General features: G+C 45.2%; 11 protein-coding genes, 2 tRNA genes and 1 pseudogene. 5 read left to right on the top strand and 9 right to left on the bottom strand.

Annotated elements, in window-relative coordinates:
- Positions 1-689 precede the first annotated feature (689 nt).
- From AACT52_RS00680 to AACT52_RS00670, 3 genes are all read right to left on the bottom strand, one after another.
- Complete coding sequence (locus AACT52_RS00680; RefSeq protein WP_073626254.1) at positions 690-1,184, bottom strand: hypothetical protein; 495 nt, start codon at positions 1,182-1,184, stop codon at positions 690-692.
- A gap of 215 nt (positions 1,185-1,399) precedes the next feature.
- Positions 1,400-2,845, bottom strand: coding sequence for a glutamate--tRNA ligase (gene gltX / locus AACT52_RS00675; protein ID WP_073626252.1), 1,446 nt, complete (start codon positions 2,843-2,845; stop codon positions 1,400-1,402).
- Between the two features lie 118 nt (positions 2,846-2,963).
- A tRNA-Asp gene (locus AACT52_RS00670) sits at positions 2,964-3,037 on the bottom strand.
- 294 nt (positions 3,038-3,331) lie between these two features.
- Between AACT52_RS00670 and AACT52_RS00665 the strand changes: the two genes are divergently transcribed.
- The 4 genes and pseudogenes from AACT52_RS00665 (at position 3,332) to AACT52_RS00650 (ending at position 7,809) form a co-directional block, all read left to right on the top strand.
- On the top strand, positions 3,332-4,618 hold the full coding sequence (locus tag AACT52_RS00665) for a glucose-1-phosphate adenylyltransferase (protein WP_073626247.1): 1,287 nt from the start codon (positions 3,332-3,334) through the stop codon (positions 4,616-4,618).
- A gap of 120 nt (positions 4,619-4,738) precedes the next feature.
- Positions 4,739-5,252 (top strand): annotated as a pseudogene (locus AACT52_RS00660) (AAA family ATPase).
- Positions 5,253-5,371: 119 nt separating this feature from the next.
- The gene (locus AACT52_RS00655; protein ID WP_073626245.1) at positions 5,372-6,367 is read left to right on the top strand and encodes a DnaJ C-terminal domain-containing protein; all 996 of its coding nucleotides are present in this window, start codon (positions 5,372-5,374) and stop codon (positions 6,365-6,367) included.
- A 302-nt stretch (positions 6,368-6,669) separates the two neighbouring features.
- Positions 6,670-7,809 carry a hypothetical protein gene (locus AACT52_RS00650; RefSeq protein ID WP_073626242.1) on the top strand — a complete coding sequence of 380 codons (1,140 nt, stop codon included), beginning with the start codon at positions 6,670-6,672 and terminating at the stop codon, positions 7,807-7,809.
- 124 nt (positions 7,810-7,933) lie between these two features.
- Here AACT52_RS00650 and AACT52_RS00645 read toward each other — a convergent pair whose 3' ends face one another.
- Both AACT52_RS00645 and AACT52_RS00640 read right to left on the bottom strand, forming a co-directional pair.
- On the bottom strand, positions 7,934-8,470 hold the full coding sequence (locus tag AACT52_RS00645; RefSeq protein WP_073626241.1) for a peroxiredoxin family protein: 537 nt from the start codon (positions 8,468-8,470) through the stop codon (positions 7,934-7,936).
- A gap of 206 nt (positions 8,471-8,676) precedes the next feature.
- On the bottom strand, positions 8,677-9,288 hold the full coding sequence (locus tag AACT52_RS00640; RefSeq protein ID WP_073626239.1) for a peroxiredoxin: 612 nt from the start codon (positions 9,286-9,288) through the stop codon (positions 8,677-8,679).
- A 251-nt stretch (positions 9,289-9,539) separates the two neighbouring features.
- On the opposite strand from AACT52_RS00640, the gene AACT52_RS00635 reads away from it, so the two are divergent.
- Positions 9,540-11,807, top strand: coding sequence for an amylo-alpha-1,6-glucosidase (locus AACT52_RS00635; RefSeq protein ID WP_073626237.1), 2,268 nt, complete (start codon positions 9,540-9,542; stop codon positions 11,805-11,807).
- Positions 11,808-11,880: 73 nt separating this feature from the next.
- Here AACT52_RS00635 and AACT52_RS00630 read toward each other — a convergent pair.
- From AACT52_RS00630 to gshA, 4 genes are all read right to left on the bottom strand, one after another.
- Positions 11,881-11,954 (bottom strand) — tRNA-Met (locus AACT52_RS00630).
- A gap of 560 nt (positions 11,955-12,514) precedes the next feature.
- Positions 12,515-14,848 (bottom strand): peptidoglycan DD-metalloendopeptidase family protein, encoded by a 2,334-nt coding sequence (locus AACT52_RS00625; protein WP_073626235.1) that lies wholly within the window; start codon positions 14,846-14,848, stop codon positions 12,515-12,517.
- Between the two features lie 858 nt (positions 14,849-15,706).
- Positions 15,707-16,162 carry a tRNA (cytidine(34)-2'-O)-methyltransferase gene (locus AACT52_RS00620; protein WP_073626233.1) on the bottom strand — a complete coding sequence of 152 codons (456 nt, stop codon included), beginning with the start codon at positions 16,160-16,162 and terminating at the stop codon, positions 15,707-15,709.
- 265 nt (positions 16,163-16,427) lie between these two features.
- The gene (gene gshA / locus AACT52_RS00615) at positions 16,428-17,564 is read right to left on the bottom strand and encodes a glutamate--cysteine ligase (protein WP_158054473.1); all 1,137 of its coding nucleotides are present in this window, start codon (positions 17,562-17,564) and stop codon (positions 16,428-16,430) included.
- Positions 17,565-17,782: the final 218 nt, after the last annotated feature.

Raw genomic sequence — 17,782 nt, 5'->3', positions numbered from 1 at the left:
GCAAGCCGAAGCTTCATTAAGAATCTTAATTAAATTTAACTTAATTTTGCTTCGTTGTACTATGGATGTCTTATTTAAATAGAGAAATTTCCCGCCAAGACTGTTTGGCAAGGAAGTATAGGTCGCTAGCTTAGACTGCTACTATAGCAGTTCTCAGTTGGCTGCAATACGGGTCGTTTCTTGGGGCACTAAGCTTTGCTCATACGTGTCAACAATCACGCTCAAACACCCAATTTAGCGTCGTTTTCGATCCCCCAACTCCAGATCCAAGGGGGCTAAAGTTTTATTTCCCCCCCTTGGTTCAGGAGGATTAAAGGGGGATCGAAAATCTAGATAGTAGATCGAAAAATGCTCAAATGCTTCTCAATAAGGATTTTGGGCTTAAGTTGACACCAATGAGCAATGCTGTGCCCCTACCGAGCTCCGTATGTTCTATACGAGTGAAAATTGCTAAATTTAGCGTTTTATAAAAAATTAAGTTTCAATTTTGACTCTTCACCAATCTTATGGTATAATAAAAAATCTTAATTTTTTCATCAATCAATCTAAATGTAGACAATTTCGGTTGTCAAATGTAGTCTGGATCAATCCGTTGTGCCCGTAGAAATTCTGCCAAGTTTGCCCCCCTTGTTCAGACACAACAAACTCTATGCGAATATGCGAATTTGCTCTTTGTTTGGTACCCGTACCTAACTTTTGTATATGGTTAAGGTGTAAGGAAGATACTTGTCTTTTTTGTAAGAACCAATCCAAATATAGTAGGTTCCTGGTAGCCATTCCCCAATGATGCCGGGATTCTTACCATCAAAATCATCATTGCACCAAACGCCTCCAGGACCGGTAACAATTAAGGTGGTATCCTCAGGGCTTTCTACTTGCAGTCTGAGGAACTCGAATTTACTTGTCAGTTCAACAGTATGGTCTGGTTCTTCATCAAAATATCCAGTACAAGCACCTGTAGGAGTTTCACTTTTACCAGCAATTTCTCTCCCTGGTATAAAACCACCACTCATACCGCGAACACTTTGGGGATCGGGGGAAGACTTTTGACCGATGATGATATCTCCAAAAATGGTTGGAGGCGTTTCCTCTGCATGAGATGTTGTATTCATTGCTGACGCGATCGCCAGCGCCGCCATGATCAAAGATAATCTTATCCCTCGATTTATCTCTTTTGTCAGCATTTTAATGACATACTTTTTTAAGTATTTTTAGAGACATCAATGTTACACGAAAAGTTCCTAATGCGAGGGTATTTAACTAATTCTCTCACCTTGTACTCGTCAAAAAAATCGTCGTTTGTCAATTTCTCCATAGAACTAAATTCATTCTAGAAACAGGGGCACACGAACGTGCGCCCCCATTATCCATAACTTTGATTCCCAAATTATGCTTGCTGCTAACTAGCTAGTTCTACTGCTTGAAGCAAACGCGGCTTATCTAAACCAATTTGATTCAGGAGCAACCACGATTGAATCAAGTCGGGACCGTGCAAATCGCCAGTTAAGCCAGCCCGGAGTGCCTTCATGACCAAGCCTTTCTTGACGTTTTGTTCTTTCACCACCTGCTTAATTATTTCTTGAGCACTGGCTTCAGTGAGTTGATGATTTTCCAAAGCAGCGATGACACCTTGGAGAGTGGCGCTAGAACCTTCCTGTTTTAATTGGGCAGTTGCTTCGTCACTAAATTCAACTGTTTCGGTAAAAAAGAGTTTGCTGATAGCCACTGCATGCACAAGGCGAGTCAAACTCGGACCAATTAAAGTGACGAGCTGCTCTAACCAAGGGCGATCGCCACGTCCTCCTGTAAATTGATACCCAGCTTCTTCCCAAACGGGTATAAGCAAATCTGTCAGCTTATCCACAGGCATATTGTGAATGTACTGACTATTTATCCAATCGAGCTTCGCCCAGTCAAACTTTGCTCCTGCTTTATTAACGCGTTCAAAGCTAAATTGCTTAGCTGCTTCTTCCAAGGTGAAAATTTCCTGAGTCGAGTCCGGGGCAGACCAACCCAACAATGTCATGTAATTTGCCAAACCTTCAGCAGTAAAGCCCATTTGCTTAAAGTCAAAAATCGATGTGACTCCATCCCGCTTAGAAAGCTTGCGTCCCTCCTGATTTAAAATCAGAGGCGTATGGGCAAACTCTGGCACTTTTGCGCCGAAAGCTTCATATAGCAGAATTTGCTTAGCAGTGTTAGCGATGTGGTCTTCTCCCCGAATAACATGGGTAATTTGCATATCCATGTCATCCACAACAACAGCAAAATTGTACAGTGGCAAACCAATACCATCTGCTGCGGCGCGAGCAATCACCATATCACCACCTAAATCGCTGCCTCGCCAAACCATCTTTCCCCGTACCAAGTCATTCCAGACAATTTCCCGCTCATCTTCAATTTTGAAGCGAATCACAAAGCTACGTCCTTCAGCTTTGTATGCAGCTTCTTGTTCTGGTGTCAGGTTGCGGTGACGGTTATCATAGCGAGGAGCCTCGTTTCTTGCTTTTTGAGCTTCACGCAGCGCTTCTAATTCTTCTGATGTGGTGTAGCAGCGATAGGCTAATCCTTTATCAAACAGGGTTTGAACCGCTTCTTTATAAAGTTCCAAACGTTGAGTTTGAAAAAATGGTCCTTCATCCCAGTTCAGTCCCAGCCAGCGCAGTCCTTGGAAAATATTTTCTGTGTATTCAGGACGCGATCGCTCCAAGTCTGTGTCTTCAATTCGCAGGATAAATTGACCGCCGTGGTGACGGGCAAACAACCAGTTAAATACAGCCGTCCTGGCTGTACCAATATGTAAATTCCCAGTTGGACTGGGGGCAATACGGACTCTAACAGTCACAACGTTTTCTCTCTTGTCTCTAAAGCAGATCTCATGTAGCTTACATAATAAAAACTGAAGAATGAACACTCAACAAGGAATATCATTCTGTCTTTTATTTTCTATTTTCTTTTTTTAACGGGACTGACGGGGCTCGAACCCGCAACTTCCGCCGTGACAGGGCGGTGCTCTAACCAATTGAACTACAGTCCCTTAATTGGCAACTTTCTTATTATGACTATTGTTTTTAAGATTGTCAAGTGTTTTTACATCTAAGTTTTTCAACTCAGATTTGCCATAGTCCCAACCAAGTTTTCGTCGCCTTGCGGGAAAAAGGTAGTCTAAGACATAAACTTGTCTCAGTTCACCTCCTCCATGTGAAAGATACGCGGGGTCATTCATAATCCGTCAGAAGCAATACCACAATCTACCCTCCCCCCCTTATCAGCTGTGCCAGCTAGCCCTAAACTGTAGGTGAGAGTTGAAAGGCAGTCGGGAGAAATAACAGTGAAAAGAGTTTTGGCAATTATCCTTGGAGGGGGTGCAGGTACCCGCCTTTATCCGCTCACCAAACTACGTGCAAAACCAGCTGTACCTGTAGCAGGGAAGTATCGCTTAATCGATATCCCTGTTAGTAACTGTATAAATTCAGAAATATTCAAAATTTACGTTCTGACTCAATTCAACTCGGCTTCCCTGAATCGCCACATTGCCCGTACTTACAACTTCTCTGGCTTTACAGAGGGTTTTGTGGAAGTCTTAGCTGCACAGCAAACGCTAGAAAACCTCAACTGGTTTCAAGGTACAGCTGATGCGGTTCGCCAATACCTGTGGCTGATGGAAGAATGGGACGTAGATGAATACCTCATCCTCTCAGGTGATCACCTGTACCGCATGGACTACCGTCAGTTCGTACAGCGTCACAGGGAAACTGGGGCTGATATTACTCTATCGGTGCTACCCATTGATGAGCGCCGCGCTTCTGACTTTGGCTTAGTGAAAATTGATCAGTCCGGTAGGATCATCAATTTCAGCGAAAAACCCAAAGGTGACGCTTTAACCAAAATGCGCGTCGATACGACTGTGCTGGGATTAACACCAGAACAGGCTCAAGAACAGCCCTACATCGCCTCGATGGGGATTTATATCTTTAAAAAAGATGTTTTGACTAAGCTGTTGAGAGAAGGTTCACGAACTGATTTTGGCAAAGAAATTATTCCTGATGCTTCAGGAGATCACAACGTTCAAGCCTACTTATATGATGGTTACTGGGAAGACATTGGAACAATCGAAGCATTTTATCATGCAAATTTAGCACTGACTGAGCAACCTCATCCGCCCTTTAGCTTCTACGATGAACAAGCGCCAATTTATACCCGGGCTCGTTACTTACCTCCAAGTAAACTCTTAGATTGCCAAATCACAGAATCGATGATTGGTGAGGGTTGCATTCTGAAAAAGTGCCGCATTGAACATTCAGTGTTGGGAGTGCGATCGCGCGTTGAAGCTGGCTGCGTCATCCAAGATTCCTTAATTATGGGAGCAGATTTTTATCAACCATTCGCTGAACGCCAGTCAGACTGCAAAACGAACGAAGTGACCTTGGGTATTGGTGCTAACACCACAATTCGTCGTGCCATCATCGACAAAAATGCCCGCATTGGCTGTGATGTGCAAATTATCAATAAAGACAACGTCCAAGAAGCGGAGCGTGAAAATCTAGGCTTCCACATTAAAAGTGGTATCGTTGTCGTCCTGAAAAATGCCGTCATAGCCGATGGAACGATTATTTAGTCGTCAGTCATTAGTCATTGTAGAGACGCGCCATGGCGCGTCTTTACATCGTCTTAGTAGTTAGTTGTTTAACTAACCACTAACAACCAACGACTAACAAATGACAAGAATAATCGACAGATGCCTCAGTTAATTTTGTTAATTGGTCTTCCTGGTAGCGGTAAGTCCACTTTGGCAAAGCAATTGCTAGCAGAATGCCCTTGGGTGCAACTCATTTCTACCGATGCCATCCGGGGGCAACTGTTTGGCAATGAAGCCTTTCAGGGACCTTGGCTGCTGATTTGGCGGGAAATTCAACGGCAATTTCAACAAGCCGTAGCCGCAGGTAGTACAACAATTTACGACGCTACCAATGCCCAGCGACGCCATCGCCGTGAAGTCATCGCCATCGCGCGCGAAGTTGGCTTCACTCAGATCACCGGAGTGTGGGTAAGAACCCCAGTATGGCTGTGTTTAGCACGCAACAAAAAACGGGAACGTAAAGTGCCAGAAGACGTCATCTTGCGTATGTATCGTCAACTTCGCGATGCCCCTCCAAGCCTAGCAGAAGGGCTTGATAATTTAGTTTGCTTTCCTTTAAGAAGCTCACAAGTACGGGAATTGCGCTCGTGTGGTGAGCAAGAACCGCACTTGAATTTATTTAAGATTTGATAATTTAATATCAGAGTGTATGTACTGGAATTATATCTGATGTACTATCTCGACTTTAATATTAGAAAAAATATAACGGAAATTTTTAGAGGAGGCTGGTAGATGGCTGCAACTGACTTCAAGGATTATTACGCAACTTTGGGCGTTAGTAAGACTGCCAGTCCAGAAGAAGTTAAACAAGCCTTTCGCAAATTAGCCCGAAAATATCACCCTGATGTTAACCCAGGCAACAAACAAGCTGAGGCACGCTTCAAGGAAATTAACGAAGCATACGAAGTTTTATCAGACGCCGACAAACGCAAAAAGTACGACCAATTTGGTCAATATTGGAAACAAGCAGCTGAAGGTGGCTTTCCATCTGGTGTCGGTGTTGATATGGGCGGTTTTGACTTCAGCCAGTATGGTAGTTTTGATGAATTTATCAACGAGTTATTAGGGCGCTTTGGAGGCGCTAGCCCACGCGGTGGGCGGCAGAGTTATTACCGGACTACCACTGGTGCACCTGGTGGTTTTAACAACTTTAATGATTTTGGTTTTCAAGATGTAGGTACTGCTGGCGCTACTCAAGATAGCGAAGCTGCGATCGCCCTAACTTTTTCCGAAGCATTTCATGGTGTACAAAAGCACCTGAATCTAGGCAACGAGGTCATAGATGTTCGCATCCCCGCAGGTGCCAAACCTGGCAGTCGTCTGCGCGTAAGAGGCAAAGGACCAGTCAGCCCTTTTACCCAGCAACGTGGCGATTTATATCTAAAAGTCGAACTTCAACCACACTCTTTCTTCCAGTTTGAGGGCGAGAACTTGGTATGCGAAATACCAATTACGCCTGACGAAGCGGTTTTAGGAGCCTCAGTTGAAGTACCCACACCCGATGGTGCAGTTACTGTGAAGCTTCCTGTGGGAGTGCGTTCTGGTCAATCCCTGCGCTTACGTGGCAAAGGCTGGCCCCAACCTCGCACTGGACGGGGTGACTTGTTGGCGAAGGTTGCAATTGTACCACCAAAAGACCTGAGTCCACAGGAGCGCGAATACTATGAAAAAATCCGCGCAGCGCGTACCTTTAATCCCCGCAGCCATTTGCAGCAGGTGAAGCTTTAAGGATTTTGCATTCAGATTTGTTAGTTGTAGAGACGCGCCCTAACGCGTCTCTAAATTATTATTTATGAGTTGTTAAATTTTTGGCAAAAATCTGGTTTAAGAGTCTTTTAAACCGCAGATGGACGCAGATAAATACGTTTTTCCTGGGAGCATGCCAAATGTTTAGCCGGAGGTGTGGTTCAACTACGCCATTGATCCGCCTCAATCGGTGCCGTGTCATACTAACGCCTTGATGTCCATACTCTACTGCTCGTATCCTACCTAGTTATGCGGTTTCTCATGCTGTGGCTGGACGGGGGAAAATGGGTAAGAATCATATAGAACTTAGAAGAAAGAAATACTTCAAGCTCAGTTCACAAATCGCTCAGTTGGATAATGCACAATTGCATTCTCTGTTTAACAATAGTGAGTCGAATGAGTCAAGCACGGGTTGGGGGATAAATCACGCCATCGTCCTTGGGCAATCCAAGGTCTTTGTGAAACGTGTTCCAGTTACGAACATCGAATATGACAACCTGTTTTCCACCAGAAATCTCTATGACCTGCCGACTTACTGTAATTACGGCTTCGGTTCCACTGGTTTTGGGGTCTTCCGTGAACTCGTAACCCATATCAAGACCACCAACTGGGTATTGGAGGGGGCGATCGCCACCTTTCCACTAATGTACCATTATCGGATTATTCCGTTCTCTGGGCGGCGGACGGATGTGGATAGGTCGCGTCTAAAAGATTATGTGGAGTACTGGGGTAATAGTGCGAACGCCGGGAATTATGTGGTAGATAGAGCTCACGCCAACTATGAGTTGGTTCTGTTTATCGAGCATATACCGTATGTTCTGGAAACATGGCTGCGGGAAAACCCCAACAAACTTCAGAAACCCCTGGATGACTTACGCACGACGATTGACTTTTTGAGGACGAAGGGAATCATCCACTTCGATGCGCATTTTCAGAACGTCCTCACCGACGGCGAGCAGATATATTTGACCGATTTTGGTTTGGTACTTGACAAGAGTTTTACGTTGACGAAAGATGAAGAGTCTTTCTTTAAGCAGAACACATTTTACGACTACGGAGAAGTCCTGCGGAATCTTGGGCACCTTATTCGACCGTCGTATGATTCATGTTCGGAGAACGATAAACGCAGGATAATGGAAAAATATGGCATAAAAGAAGGCTTACAGCCTTATCAACTGCGGTCTATATTACTCGACAACATCGAGCAGATACATGCTGATGGGGTCATGAAGTTAGATGAGTTCTATGTTGCTAGCATCGTCAAATACCGCAGCATCATTGCGCTGATGCAAGACTTCTTTTCTGATATGTGGGGAAATAACAAGAAGGACACGAAACTTGATCACGCAAAACTACGGCTGCTGCTCAAACAGACGGGGTTTGTTCCTGATGCTGAATCCCACACACACCAAATAGATTCGTGATTATAACTGCTCTGGAGCGCGAATTGCGATCGCCTCCTCCAGGTGCGCTCCCTTGCAATCGTCCCAAAGGGGTGGGCACAAAGTGCCATTGCAGGAGCGGAAACCCTTGAAACCTCGTAGTTGTTCACTTGAATTGCTCTAGTAACTTCTCCACCCCAGCATTATGGTCAAGGAAGGAAAATAAATGTTTGTAGCGAAGTTTCCCCTGTTTATCTAACACAAACTGTGCTGGCAAAGGCGCTCCTAATGCTTGCCCTACTTGATAAGTACGAAACACTCGGCAGCTTGGGTCACTCAGCAACGGCATTTTTAAGCTCAAATCTTTGACAACGATTTGACTCTGGCGTTCGTCGGTACTCGTCATCATCAAAACTTCTATACCGCGATTTTGAAATTGCTCGTAGTTTTCATTTAAGGATTTGATGTGAGGATAGCAAAAGGGGCAATAATTCTTTTCTGTGAAGATACGAGTAAAGGCAAGTAACACTGGTTTCTTGCCTCTATAATCAGATAATTTTACGACGGTTCCGTTGGTGATATCTGGCAGTTGAAAATCTGATGTTGTGTGTCCCAGTTGCAATATATTTGATGCTGGTATTGGTAAAAAGTTGCGGAAGAATCGTTTATTAAATAAGCCGCTAGAAGCAATTGAAGTGACCATCTGTTTATCCCTGCTATTATTCAATCCTTATATAAAAAAACACAGATAAACACGGAAAATAACCAAATTAGTAGTAATTTATAACTCGAGATAGATGACGAATTATCAATTACGAATTTGATTTATTTGTGTTTATCTGTGGCTAAGCTTGGGGGAGTTTGTAGTAGCGCTTAAGCGCTACTACGAACCTATTACCTTTGTAAAACCTAAACAGCAGCGAAGTAAACTTTGGACTTCACGGGATCGGGAACCATTGTCTGGTCGCCTGGTTGCCAGCCAGCAGGACAAACTTCGTCCGGATGGGACTGAACGTATTGAATGGCTTGCAAAGTTCGTAGGGTTTCATCAACGTTGCGACCAAAAGCTAGGTTGTTGATGGTGGCGTGCTGTATGACACCCTCTTTGTCAATGAGGAACAGACCGCGCAAGGCAACGCCAGCTGCTGGATCAAGCACGTTGTAAGCTGCGCTGATCTCTTTCTTGATGTCGGAAACTAAGGGGTAGTTAAGGTCGCCCACCCCACCAGACTTGCGATCTGATTGAATCCATGCTAAGTGAGAAAACTCACTGTCAACGGAAACACCGAGGATTTCAGTGTTAATATTTTTAAATTCTTCGTGGCGATCGCTAAAGGCTGTGATTTCAGTGGGACAAACAAAGGTAAAGTCTAGAGGATAGAAAAACAGTACGACATACTTGCCCCGATAATCGGAAAGTTTAATTGTTTTAAATTCCTGATCTACCACAGCCGTTGCTGTAAATTCAGGAGCCTGTTGACCTACACGGAGGCATCCTTCTGCTGAGTAAGTGAGAGGCATTAACCTAATTCTCCTTCAACTTATATCTGTCTAGTATTGTTGGAGTTCGGGTCAGGTAAATCTCACCCGTCCTCGTCTTCACCCAACGGGAGAGCCAGTCCCCTGGGCGTGGGAAACCCAACGGGAGAGCCAGTTGCCTGCTGTCGGGAAAGCCGTCATTCGCACTGGTCTCACTGCCTGCAGGGCTGGACTCACAGTTTAATGACGATCTGTTACGACTATATCATACTCATAACGATTTTGAGTAGCAAATGGTGGATTTAGATACAAGAGAATGGTTACTAACCAATGGCTTAGGAAGTTTTGCCAGTGGTACAGTTTCTGATGCCCGCACTCGCACCTACCACGGCTGGTTGTTTGCCGCAACGAGTCCGCCTTCTGGACGTACTCTGCTGCTTTCGCACCTAGAAGCTAGCCTAGAATTAAGCGATCGCGTGATGGCGCTAGGGACAAATTTCTGGGGTAGTGGACAGATAGAGCCAAAAGGTTATCAACTGCTGCGCTCTTTTGATATTAACCCAGTTCCAAAATGGATTTGGGGGGAGGATGAGTGGCAATTGACTCGGCTTTTGGTAATGCCGTATGGGTTGGTGGAGGAAGGACAAGGAGAGGACACTTCCGTGCGGGGGTTCCCGAGGCAGTGCGTTGCGGGGGTTCCCCCCGTTGTTCGCGCAGCGTCTCCGAAGGAGATAGCAACTGCCGTCCCGTTGAGGAAAGTGCCCGTGGACAAGGGGGTTCCCCCGTTCTCCGCGTCTTCTTTCTGTCATCGGATTTTGGTTCAGTATCGCTATGAAGGTACAGATGCAGCTACCTTGAGGCTGCGATTGCTCATAGGCGATCGCGACTTTCATCATCAACAAAAGGTCATTCCAGAATTACAGTTCTCGCAATTGGTAGGACAACAGCAAGTTTGCTTGCAATCAAGAAGTTCTCACAACTTTGGAACACCTTGGCACTTGCGCTGGACGCAAGGAGAGTATCAACCAGACACGGTTTGGTACTGGAATTACGGATTAAGAGAAGAAACTCTGCGGGGGTTGGGCGATCGCGAAGACCTGTATAGCCCTGGTTACATAACAGTCACCCTGTCTCCAGGAGATGCAGTGACTCTGGAAGCGCGGATGGGTTTTCCTAGCGAACAGCAAACTCCCCTAACTTGTGAAACCTTTGTAGAAGTTGTAGAAGCAGAGCAAGAGCGACTGTCTCAGGTTTTTGGGTGGGGAGAAGAGGAAGTGCGGACAGGGGCAGAGGTTCTGGAGGGCAGAGGGGAATTAGAGTCTACACTCTCCTCATCTCCCCCATCTCCCTCATCTCCCTCATCTCCCTCATCTCCCTCATCTCCCCCATCTCCCTCATCTCCCCTCTGGCGACGACTACTGCAAGCAGCGGATCAGTTTGTTGTTTATCGTGCTTCTATTGCTGGTCCCACTGTGATTGCTGGATATCACTGGTTTAATGACTGGGGGCGCGATACCTTGATTGCCTTACCAGGGTTGGCGCTGATCCCGCAGCGTTATGACTTGGCGAAAGGACTGCTACAAACCTTCGGGCGTTACTGTCGTCATGGTTTAATTCCCAATGCATTTCCTGACATTGGTGGCGAACCGTTTTATAACAGTATTGATGCAGCGCTGTGGTGGTTTGAAACTTTAGGGCTTTACTTGGAAGCCACCCAAGACTGGCAGTTTTTGGCAGAGCAATATCCAGTGGTGCAGCAAATCTACAAAGCTTTTCTTGGGGGCACGCGCTACAATATACAGGTTGATGCTACCGATGGGCTAGTTGGTTGGTATGCTCCTGGTGTAGCTCTTACCTGGATGGATGCGGTAGTAGACGGGCAGCCTGTGACTCCCCGTCGTGGTAAGCCAGTCGAAATTAACGCTTTGTGGTATTCCGCTTTATGTTGGGCAAGTCGATGGGCAGAAATTTTGAGCGAACAGGAAGCAGTTGCTGATCCAGCGCGTCTTGCTAAGCAGGCTCTGCGCTACACCCAGCTAGCACAACAAGTGAAAGCCTCTATGCAACAGTACTGGAATCCTCAACTGGGCTACTTGTACGACACGATTGAACCAGACGACCGTCGAAACTCTCAGATTCGTCCAAATGCAGTTTTGGCACTTTCGCTGTCACATTGTGCGTTCTCTCAACAGCAAGGGCAAAGTGTTCTTGACGTAGCTCGTTCTTCCTTGCTTACTCCCTTTGGTCTTCGCAGTCTCGCTCCAACAGATCCAGAATATATTGGCAAATATAACGGTAACTCTGAGAAACGCGATCGCGCTTACCACCAAGGCACAGTCTGGAGTTGGTTGATTGGTCCTTTCATCCGCGCTTGGGAACGTTTTTACCCTGAACAACCATTGCCCTTTGATTGGCAACCCCTACTAGAACACTTTCTATCGGATGCCTGTATTGGCTCTATTTCCGAAATTTTTGATGGTGATCAACCCCATACACCCAGAGGGGCTATAGCTCAAGCTTGGTCTGTTGCCGAGGTGATTCGCCACGTCAAAATAAAATAATCAAAAAAGAAGAACGAAGAAAAAACTATCTCTTCACTCTTCTTTTTTCTTTCTTCATTTTTCTTTAATTAGGTGGCTCAGGTCGGATTCGAACCAACGACCCCAGGCTTATGAGTCCCGTGCTCTAACCTACTGAGCTACTGAGCCAAATATTTTTCATTTTCCTAATATAGCATACAAGAATTTTGAAGTCAAAACTCAACTTTCAAGAGTCAAAAGTCAAAAACAAGAATTCAGAATTCAGTAAACCTGCCTTGAAAATAGAGGCTGAAACCACGCAAAATCGTTCCACCATCATTTTCATTGTTCCTTGTGAGCAAAAGCTCATGGAGTAAGATTGCATAAGTCCCTAGAACCCCACCCTAACCCTCCCCGTTTACGGGGAACTCGGGGCCCCCTCTGGGGATTAGGGGCAGGAACAGGATTTTTATTGCTTCCCCCCGCCTGCGGGGGGACTCTTGGGGGGTGCTTCTTTGTCATGCTTTACGACCTAAACAACAAATGTTTGTTATTTTTTTAACACACTAACCAACTGTATTTACAGAGGTTGGTTTATTAAAAGGGCATTTCTCCCGACATTTGTTATTTAAATTGGCATTGAAACCATGAGTAAATTGTAACCTTTGTTAGAAATGATTAGCATGCATACTAGCTAGTTAATATGCCTCCAAAGAATAAGCAATCATTGAGTGACAGATAGCCACTAACTAGATACGTGCTGGCAGGAAGGCTATGGGGTTGACTGCGTCTTTGCCAGATGGATGAACTTCAAAGTGGCTGTGCGGACCAGTGCTAAAGCCAGTGCTACCCATTAAAGCAATTGTTTGACCTTGCTGTACCTGTTGACCAGGCTGCACCAAAAGCTTGCTATTGTGACCATAGCGAGTGATGCTACCATCAGCATGGCGGATATCCACAAGGTTGCCATAGCCACCATTGTTCCAGCCTGCCTTTTCTACGATACCGTCGGCTGCTGCATAAATCGGGGTACCGACCGAGTTAGCAATGTCAATTCCTTTGTGCATTCTTCCCCAGCGCCAACCATAACCAGAGGTGAGGGTACCCTTCGCAGGCCAAATATAACCTGTGGACGAGGTGGAGGGGGGAGGTGTATTTTCGTCAATGACTCTAGGCAGGTATCTATCCACCGCTGCTAAAGGCGGTAACTGTGGAGAAACCGTTGATCCCTGCAAAGAACCGAGTGAACGCGACGCGTCACCTCCCATCGAAGGCGCTGCTACTGTTTGATTAGGTGGTAGCAGTTCTGGATTAATTGGTTCGTTTGCAGGTCTTCTAGCACGGTATGTAGGCTTACCTGGTTTGTTACTATAGTTGGGTGCTATCGGTCTAGGAACGGGTATTTGTATAACAGCATTGTTCGGTCTAGTCACAGGCATCTGCACTGCTGTGTCATTTGGTTTGGGCACAGAAATTGGCACGGCAACATCGTTTTGATTGGAAACGGGAACCGTTACCGAGGCATCATTGCTTTGTGATCCCTCTGGCACGACGACGTTGCCAGCCTGTTGAGAGCGGTATTTCTCCCGCAATTTCTCAATTTCCGCTTGTAAGCTACGCAGACGTGGACTATTTTTTACCTGTTTTGCTGTCGTAGCTGTTGGTCTTTTTGCTAATTGAATTTCTGTAAAAACTTTTGGCACTGGGGTATCACCACCAACACCATTAGCACCATAAGATGTGACAGCACCAGAGGTTGTTTGGGTTGTAATAGTATTTTCTGCTAAGTTAGCAGTAGTTGATTCAATGTAGGTTTGAAACTGTTTGTCCGTAAGTACTGGTGTTGGGACAGTAACACTGCTGTTGTTAGGAATGACTGAGTTTGCACCTGTTTCGCTAATGGTAGTACCACTCGAGACAACAGCACTCTTATTGAGCGCGACAGTTTGCTGGGTAGTACTGCGGTTGTCAGTCAGGGGAATAAACAGTTTTTGACTGATTCGCACCTGATAGGGATTGCTGAGATTATTCGCCTTGAGGAGTTCTGAAAGTGAAATTCCGTAATGGTTGGCGATCGCCGCTAGTGTTTCTCCAGGCTTAACTTCGTGTGTTATCGCAGTTGCCGTTTGTGTAGTCTTTGGCGCAACAACTGCGGCTGTTGCTGGTGCGGCTGTTGGCATTGGTGCTGGTGACACCTGTGCCTCCAACCTTTGCTTCAACTTCGACACGAGTTTTGTTGTGCTGACATCGCTGTTCGTATTTAACTGCTGACTAGCAGTGATACTTGTGCTTGTCTTTTGCATTTGCTCAGCCACTGTCATTGGCTGTGCGAACCTAGTCACTGCTTGTTGTGATAAATCTTTGGTTTCCTTAGATTGCCAATCAGCCAGACTCTTTCTTAAACTGTTCGATTTTTCTTGTAATCTGTTGAGCGCATATTCTTGTTGCGCTTTCAATTGAGCATTGACTTCTGGCTCCAGTGTGTTGTTTGCTTCTGCTGTTTTTGGTTGAGCAGACACCGAGGACACGCTTTGCACACCACCGATACCATCAGCTTGAGAGAGTGTTTGTACTCCTAGCTTTTTGGACTGTTGCAAGTTGGTTTTTTCCCAGGCAATGCTTTGTTCCTCTGCTCCTTTGGGCGAACTTGGAACTACCACTGGTGCAGAGGCTGGCACAGACATTCTGCTTGCCACGGCTTGCCATTTAGCTCTCAGCCCCGGTACCTGTGAAATTGCTGTTGGTTCAACTACAGCTGGACTTTCAGGCACACTCACTGATGAGACGGCTGACGGCTTCAGTTTCTTTGTGGAAGCATATTTCACCTCGGCATCAGAAGCAGGAACCGTTGAGGCTGTATTTTGATTACCTAACGCTTCTGCTGCTGCGGCTTGATCGCTTTGTCGAGTCACCAAAAGGCTGGTTGCTCCCATTGATATTGCCAAGCCAATCATCGCGGCTGTTGTTGGCACCCGGCATTGGTTAACCCTTGGATTAACCACGTCTATGTGTTCCACCGGAGCATCATCGCCTAGGGTATTGTCCAACTCAGCTTTCACTTTCTTCTTCAATGCTCGTTTCAAAGACGACCTCCTATGATCACTAGCGCTTAACTGACCTCAAATTCTCAGTCTGATACTAGTCAATGATTTAGATCACTATCAACAATAGATCAAGATCACACATATCAGAGATACATAGGCAAGATTAACCTGGTTCTCTGATTTAGACAAGTTCACATCATTCAATTCTTAAAAATTAAATTTACGTGTTGACTTGTTCTGTTCACACCTCACACCTTAAGGCTCTTACACCATATAAGTTTTCTTCTTTACAATTTGCGCCTTGGTCGCTTTAGCAGCCCTGACTGACAATCACACTTTTGCCAAGTCAAGTCTTGCTTTCAGCGATCAGATGCACTTTAAGAGCGAATAGGACTACACCCTGCTGTAGATCTCTTCAAACTTTTTCTACCCCATCCGTCTTACTCACACGAGACTTTACGTTGATTATTCCCCAAAAAACAACCGTGTTAACTCGCAGTTTCTTCTAGCCGAGATTAAAATGACACCTGGGTTCCAAATAGCTTAAACTCCTGATTTGACTGACTCAGAACGTTTTTGTTCCCCGATTAACAGAAAACTCAAATTTACGAAAATTTATCATTCAATTTTGGCTGTTGTTCCTATTTTCTATACAAATTTCTTATATAACCCTATTTCTAGTCTTCAGTAATTCTCCCTACATTTAGCGAAAGCTATCATAAATAGTGTATAAGATAAATCCGTAATCCTGAGAAAACGACAAAATTTTTTTTGGAACAACCGCAATTATCAGGTTAGCATTTTTATTTTTCATCTCAGTAGATGTACAAAAAAAAGGCTGTAAGATATTTTGTACCAGAGCAAGGCTGCTTGCTCCTACACTCTTAATGATGACTCTCAATACCCCAATTGACGGCGAGCTTCAAACAGACCTACTGCCACACTCACAGAAAGATTTAAGCTACGAACATTCGGTTCGCTCATGGGAATGTAAAGCGTAGCATCACAAGCTGATATAACCTCAGGTGGCAAGCCAGTCGTTTCACTACCAAATAGCAACCAGTCATCAGGTTGAAACTGAAAATCTACGTGCTTGCAAGTGCCTTTGACACTAAAACCTAACCATCTTCCGCCACGTGCCTGATGTATCAACTTAAAAGCTTCCAAAGATTCGTAATAGTGCAGCTTCACATAGGGCCAGTAATCTAAGCCGGCTCTTTTGAGGTAGCGATCGCTAATTTCAAAGCCCAAAGGTCCTACCAAATGTAATTCAGTACTTGTGGCAGCACAAGTGCGAGCAATATTACCTGTATTGGGGGGAATGAGCGGGTTAACTAAAACTACCTGCGGCATTTGCTCTGGAATAAATTTGTTGAATTAAGCAATGTATGGAATTTTCCAAATCTATCTTAGGGCTGAGGTCATTTATAGTTTTTCTTAATATGCATCACCTCAAGCCATTGATTAGAAATTTAAAACAGACATGATATATCTCAGAGATTATGAGAAATACCCTGAGATATATCACGATTTTTTAAATTCTGTATACTTGCATCACACAAGACTTGCACTTCGGACAATATGTGTTGTTGCTAAGTGGCAATGGATCATGTTCAGATTAAGCAACGAGGGAACACAATTTATCTTCGAGTTCGATTTCGCGTTCTCGTGTTGCACTAATCGCTTGAGTGAGAACGTGTCTTGCACTCAAACCGAGTGCGTGCAGTTGCAGCCACCCTTGAGCTTCATTGCCTTCGCGGAGGATTTTTTGCAGTGGTGAAAGGAAACAAGCGAAGCCGTGCTGCTTGGCGATCGCCCAAACTTCTTGATACATTTCGGCAATCCAATCTCTTGCTAAAATGCTTCTGCCATCTTGCCAATGCCTGAGTTGAGCATCGAGACTCGAAGTTGCAGCAGCGGCTTCGTTGGCATAGGTGAGGGAGACGAGTTGATTTGGAGAGAAGGTACTTTGAGTTAACGGATCGAGATCAGGATTATCGATAAGTTGCTGAATACGTGCCTCTAATAAAGCTGTTATCGCCAGTAAGGCAATTGGATCTATGACTAAATCGCAAATTCGCAGTTCTAAGCGATTTAAGTCATAGGGACGGCGATCGCCATTTGGGCGCACTGATACCCAAAGATGACGAACATTTTGCATAGTTCCAGCCGCCAGCTGGTTTTCCACCCAATCAATGTGGTGGGCGTGACTTTCAAATAACGGGACTTGAGAAGGCGTTTGTGGAAAAACACTCCAGCGCGTGGAATGATGCCCAGTCGCTTTGCCATTTAGGAAGGGAGACGAAGCACTCAAGGCAAGGAACAAAGGTGCTTCTACCCTGATCAGCCGGCACGCCCGCATTAAAAGTTCTGGATCGCTGATACCGACGTTGATGTGAACGCTGGCTGTTACGACTTTTGTGCCGTATGTTTGCTCAATATAGGTATGATAAGGGTTTGTGGGGTCAGAGCGAAAAAAGCGATCGCTCCCACCTAACGAGAGAGTGCTTCCTGGAATCAGCGTGTAATCGCCCAATTGCTGAATAAAGTTTCGCAATTTCAGCCGAGGACGCAACAAGGCACATAAAAGCTGGTCGTAATTTCGCTCTGGTGCAGTTGTGTATTCTACGTTTCGGTTATCTGGCTCCCAGACAAATCCATCCAAAGACGTAACAATCTTGTCGGAGAGTCCGACGATATCACCACTAGGGGTGCCAGTGTACATCTCAATTTCAAAGCCTTTCAATAGCACCAGTCTGTTCTCCTCGGCTCTCCTTACTTTATAGATTGTATCGAAGGCGACGAAATTCTGCTTGTGACGTTAGAGTTAATTAACAGTTGACAAGGGGAGTATGGATGTGCAGTAATAGGGAGAAAATTTTTTGACTCTTGAGTGTTGACTTTTGACTTAAATTAGAATATAGCTTTTGATAAGCTGTTCCGCATTTAACTTGCATGATTTGGGCGGGCAAG

Source organism: Scytonema sp. HK-05 (assembly GCF_963872035.1).
Taxonomy (GTDB): Bacteria; Cyanobacteriota; Cyanobacteriia; order Cyanobacteriales; family Nostocaceae; genus Kalymmatonema.
This window is presented reverse-complemented; position numbering and strand designations above follow the sequence as displayed.

Excerpts from the sequence above, each read along its gene's own strand:
- AACT52_RS00640 (WP_073626239.1), bottom strand. The coding sequence starts at position 9,288 with ATGCCTCTCACTTACTCAGCAGAAGGATGCCTCCGTGTAGGTCAACAG.
- AACT52_RS00620 (WP_073626233.1), bottom strand. The coding sequence starts at position 16,162 with ATGCCGCAGGTAGTTTTAGTTAACCCGCTCATTCCCCCCAATACAGGT.
- AACT52_RS00655 (WP_073626245.1), top strand. The coding sequence starts at position 5,372 with ATGGCTGCAACTGACTTCAAGGATTATTACGCAACTTTGGGCGTTAGT.
- AACT52_RS00645 (WP_073626241.1), bottom strand. The coding sequence starts at position 8,470 with ATGGTCACTTCAATTGCTTCTAGCGGCTTATTTAATAAACGATTCTTC.
- AACT52_RS00680 (WP_073626254.1), bottom strand. The coding sequence starts at position 1,184 with ATGCTGACAAAAGAGATAAATCGAGGGATAAGATTATCTTTGATCATG.
- AACT52_RS00650 (WP_073626242.1), top strand. The coding sequence starts at position 6,670 with ATGGGTAAGAATCATATAGAACTTAGAAGAAAGAAATACTTCAAGCTC.
- AACT52_RS00635 (WP_073626237.1), top strand. The coding sequence starts at position 9,540 with ATGGTGGATTTAGATACAAGAGAATGGTTACTAACCAATGGCTTAGGA.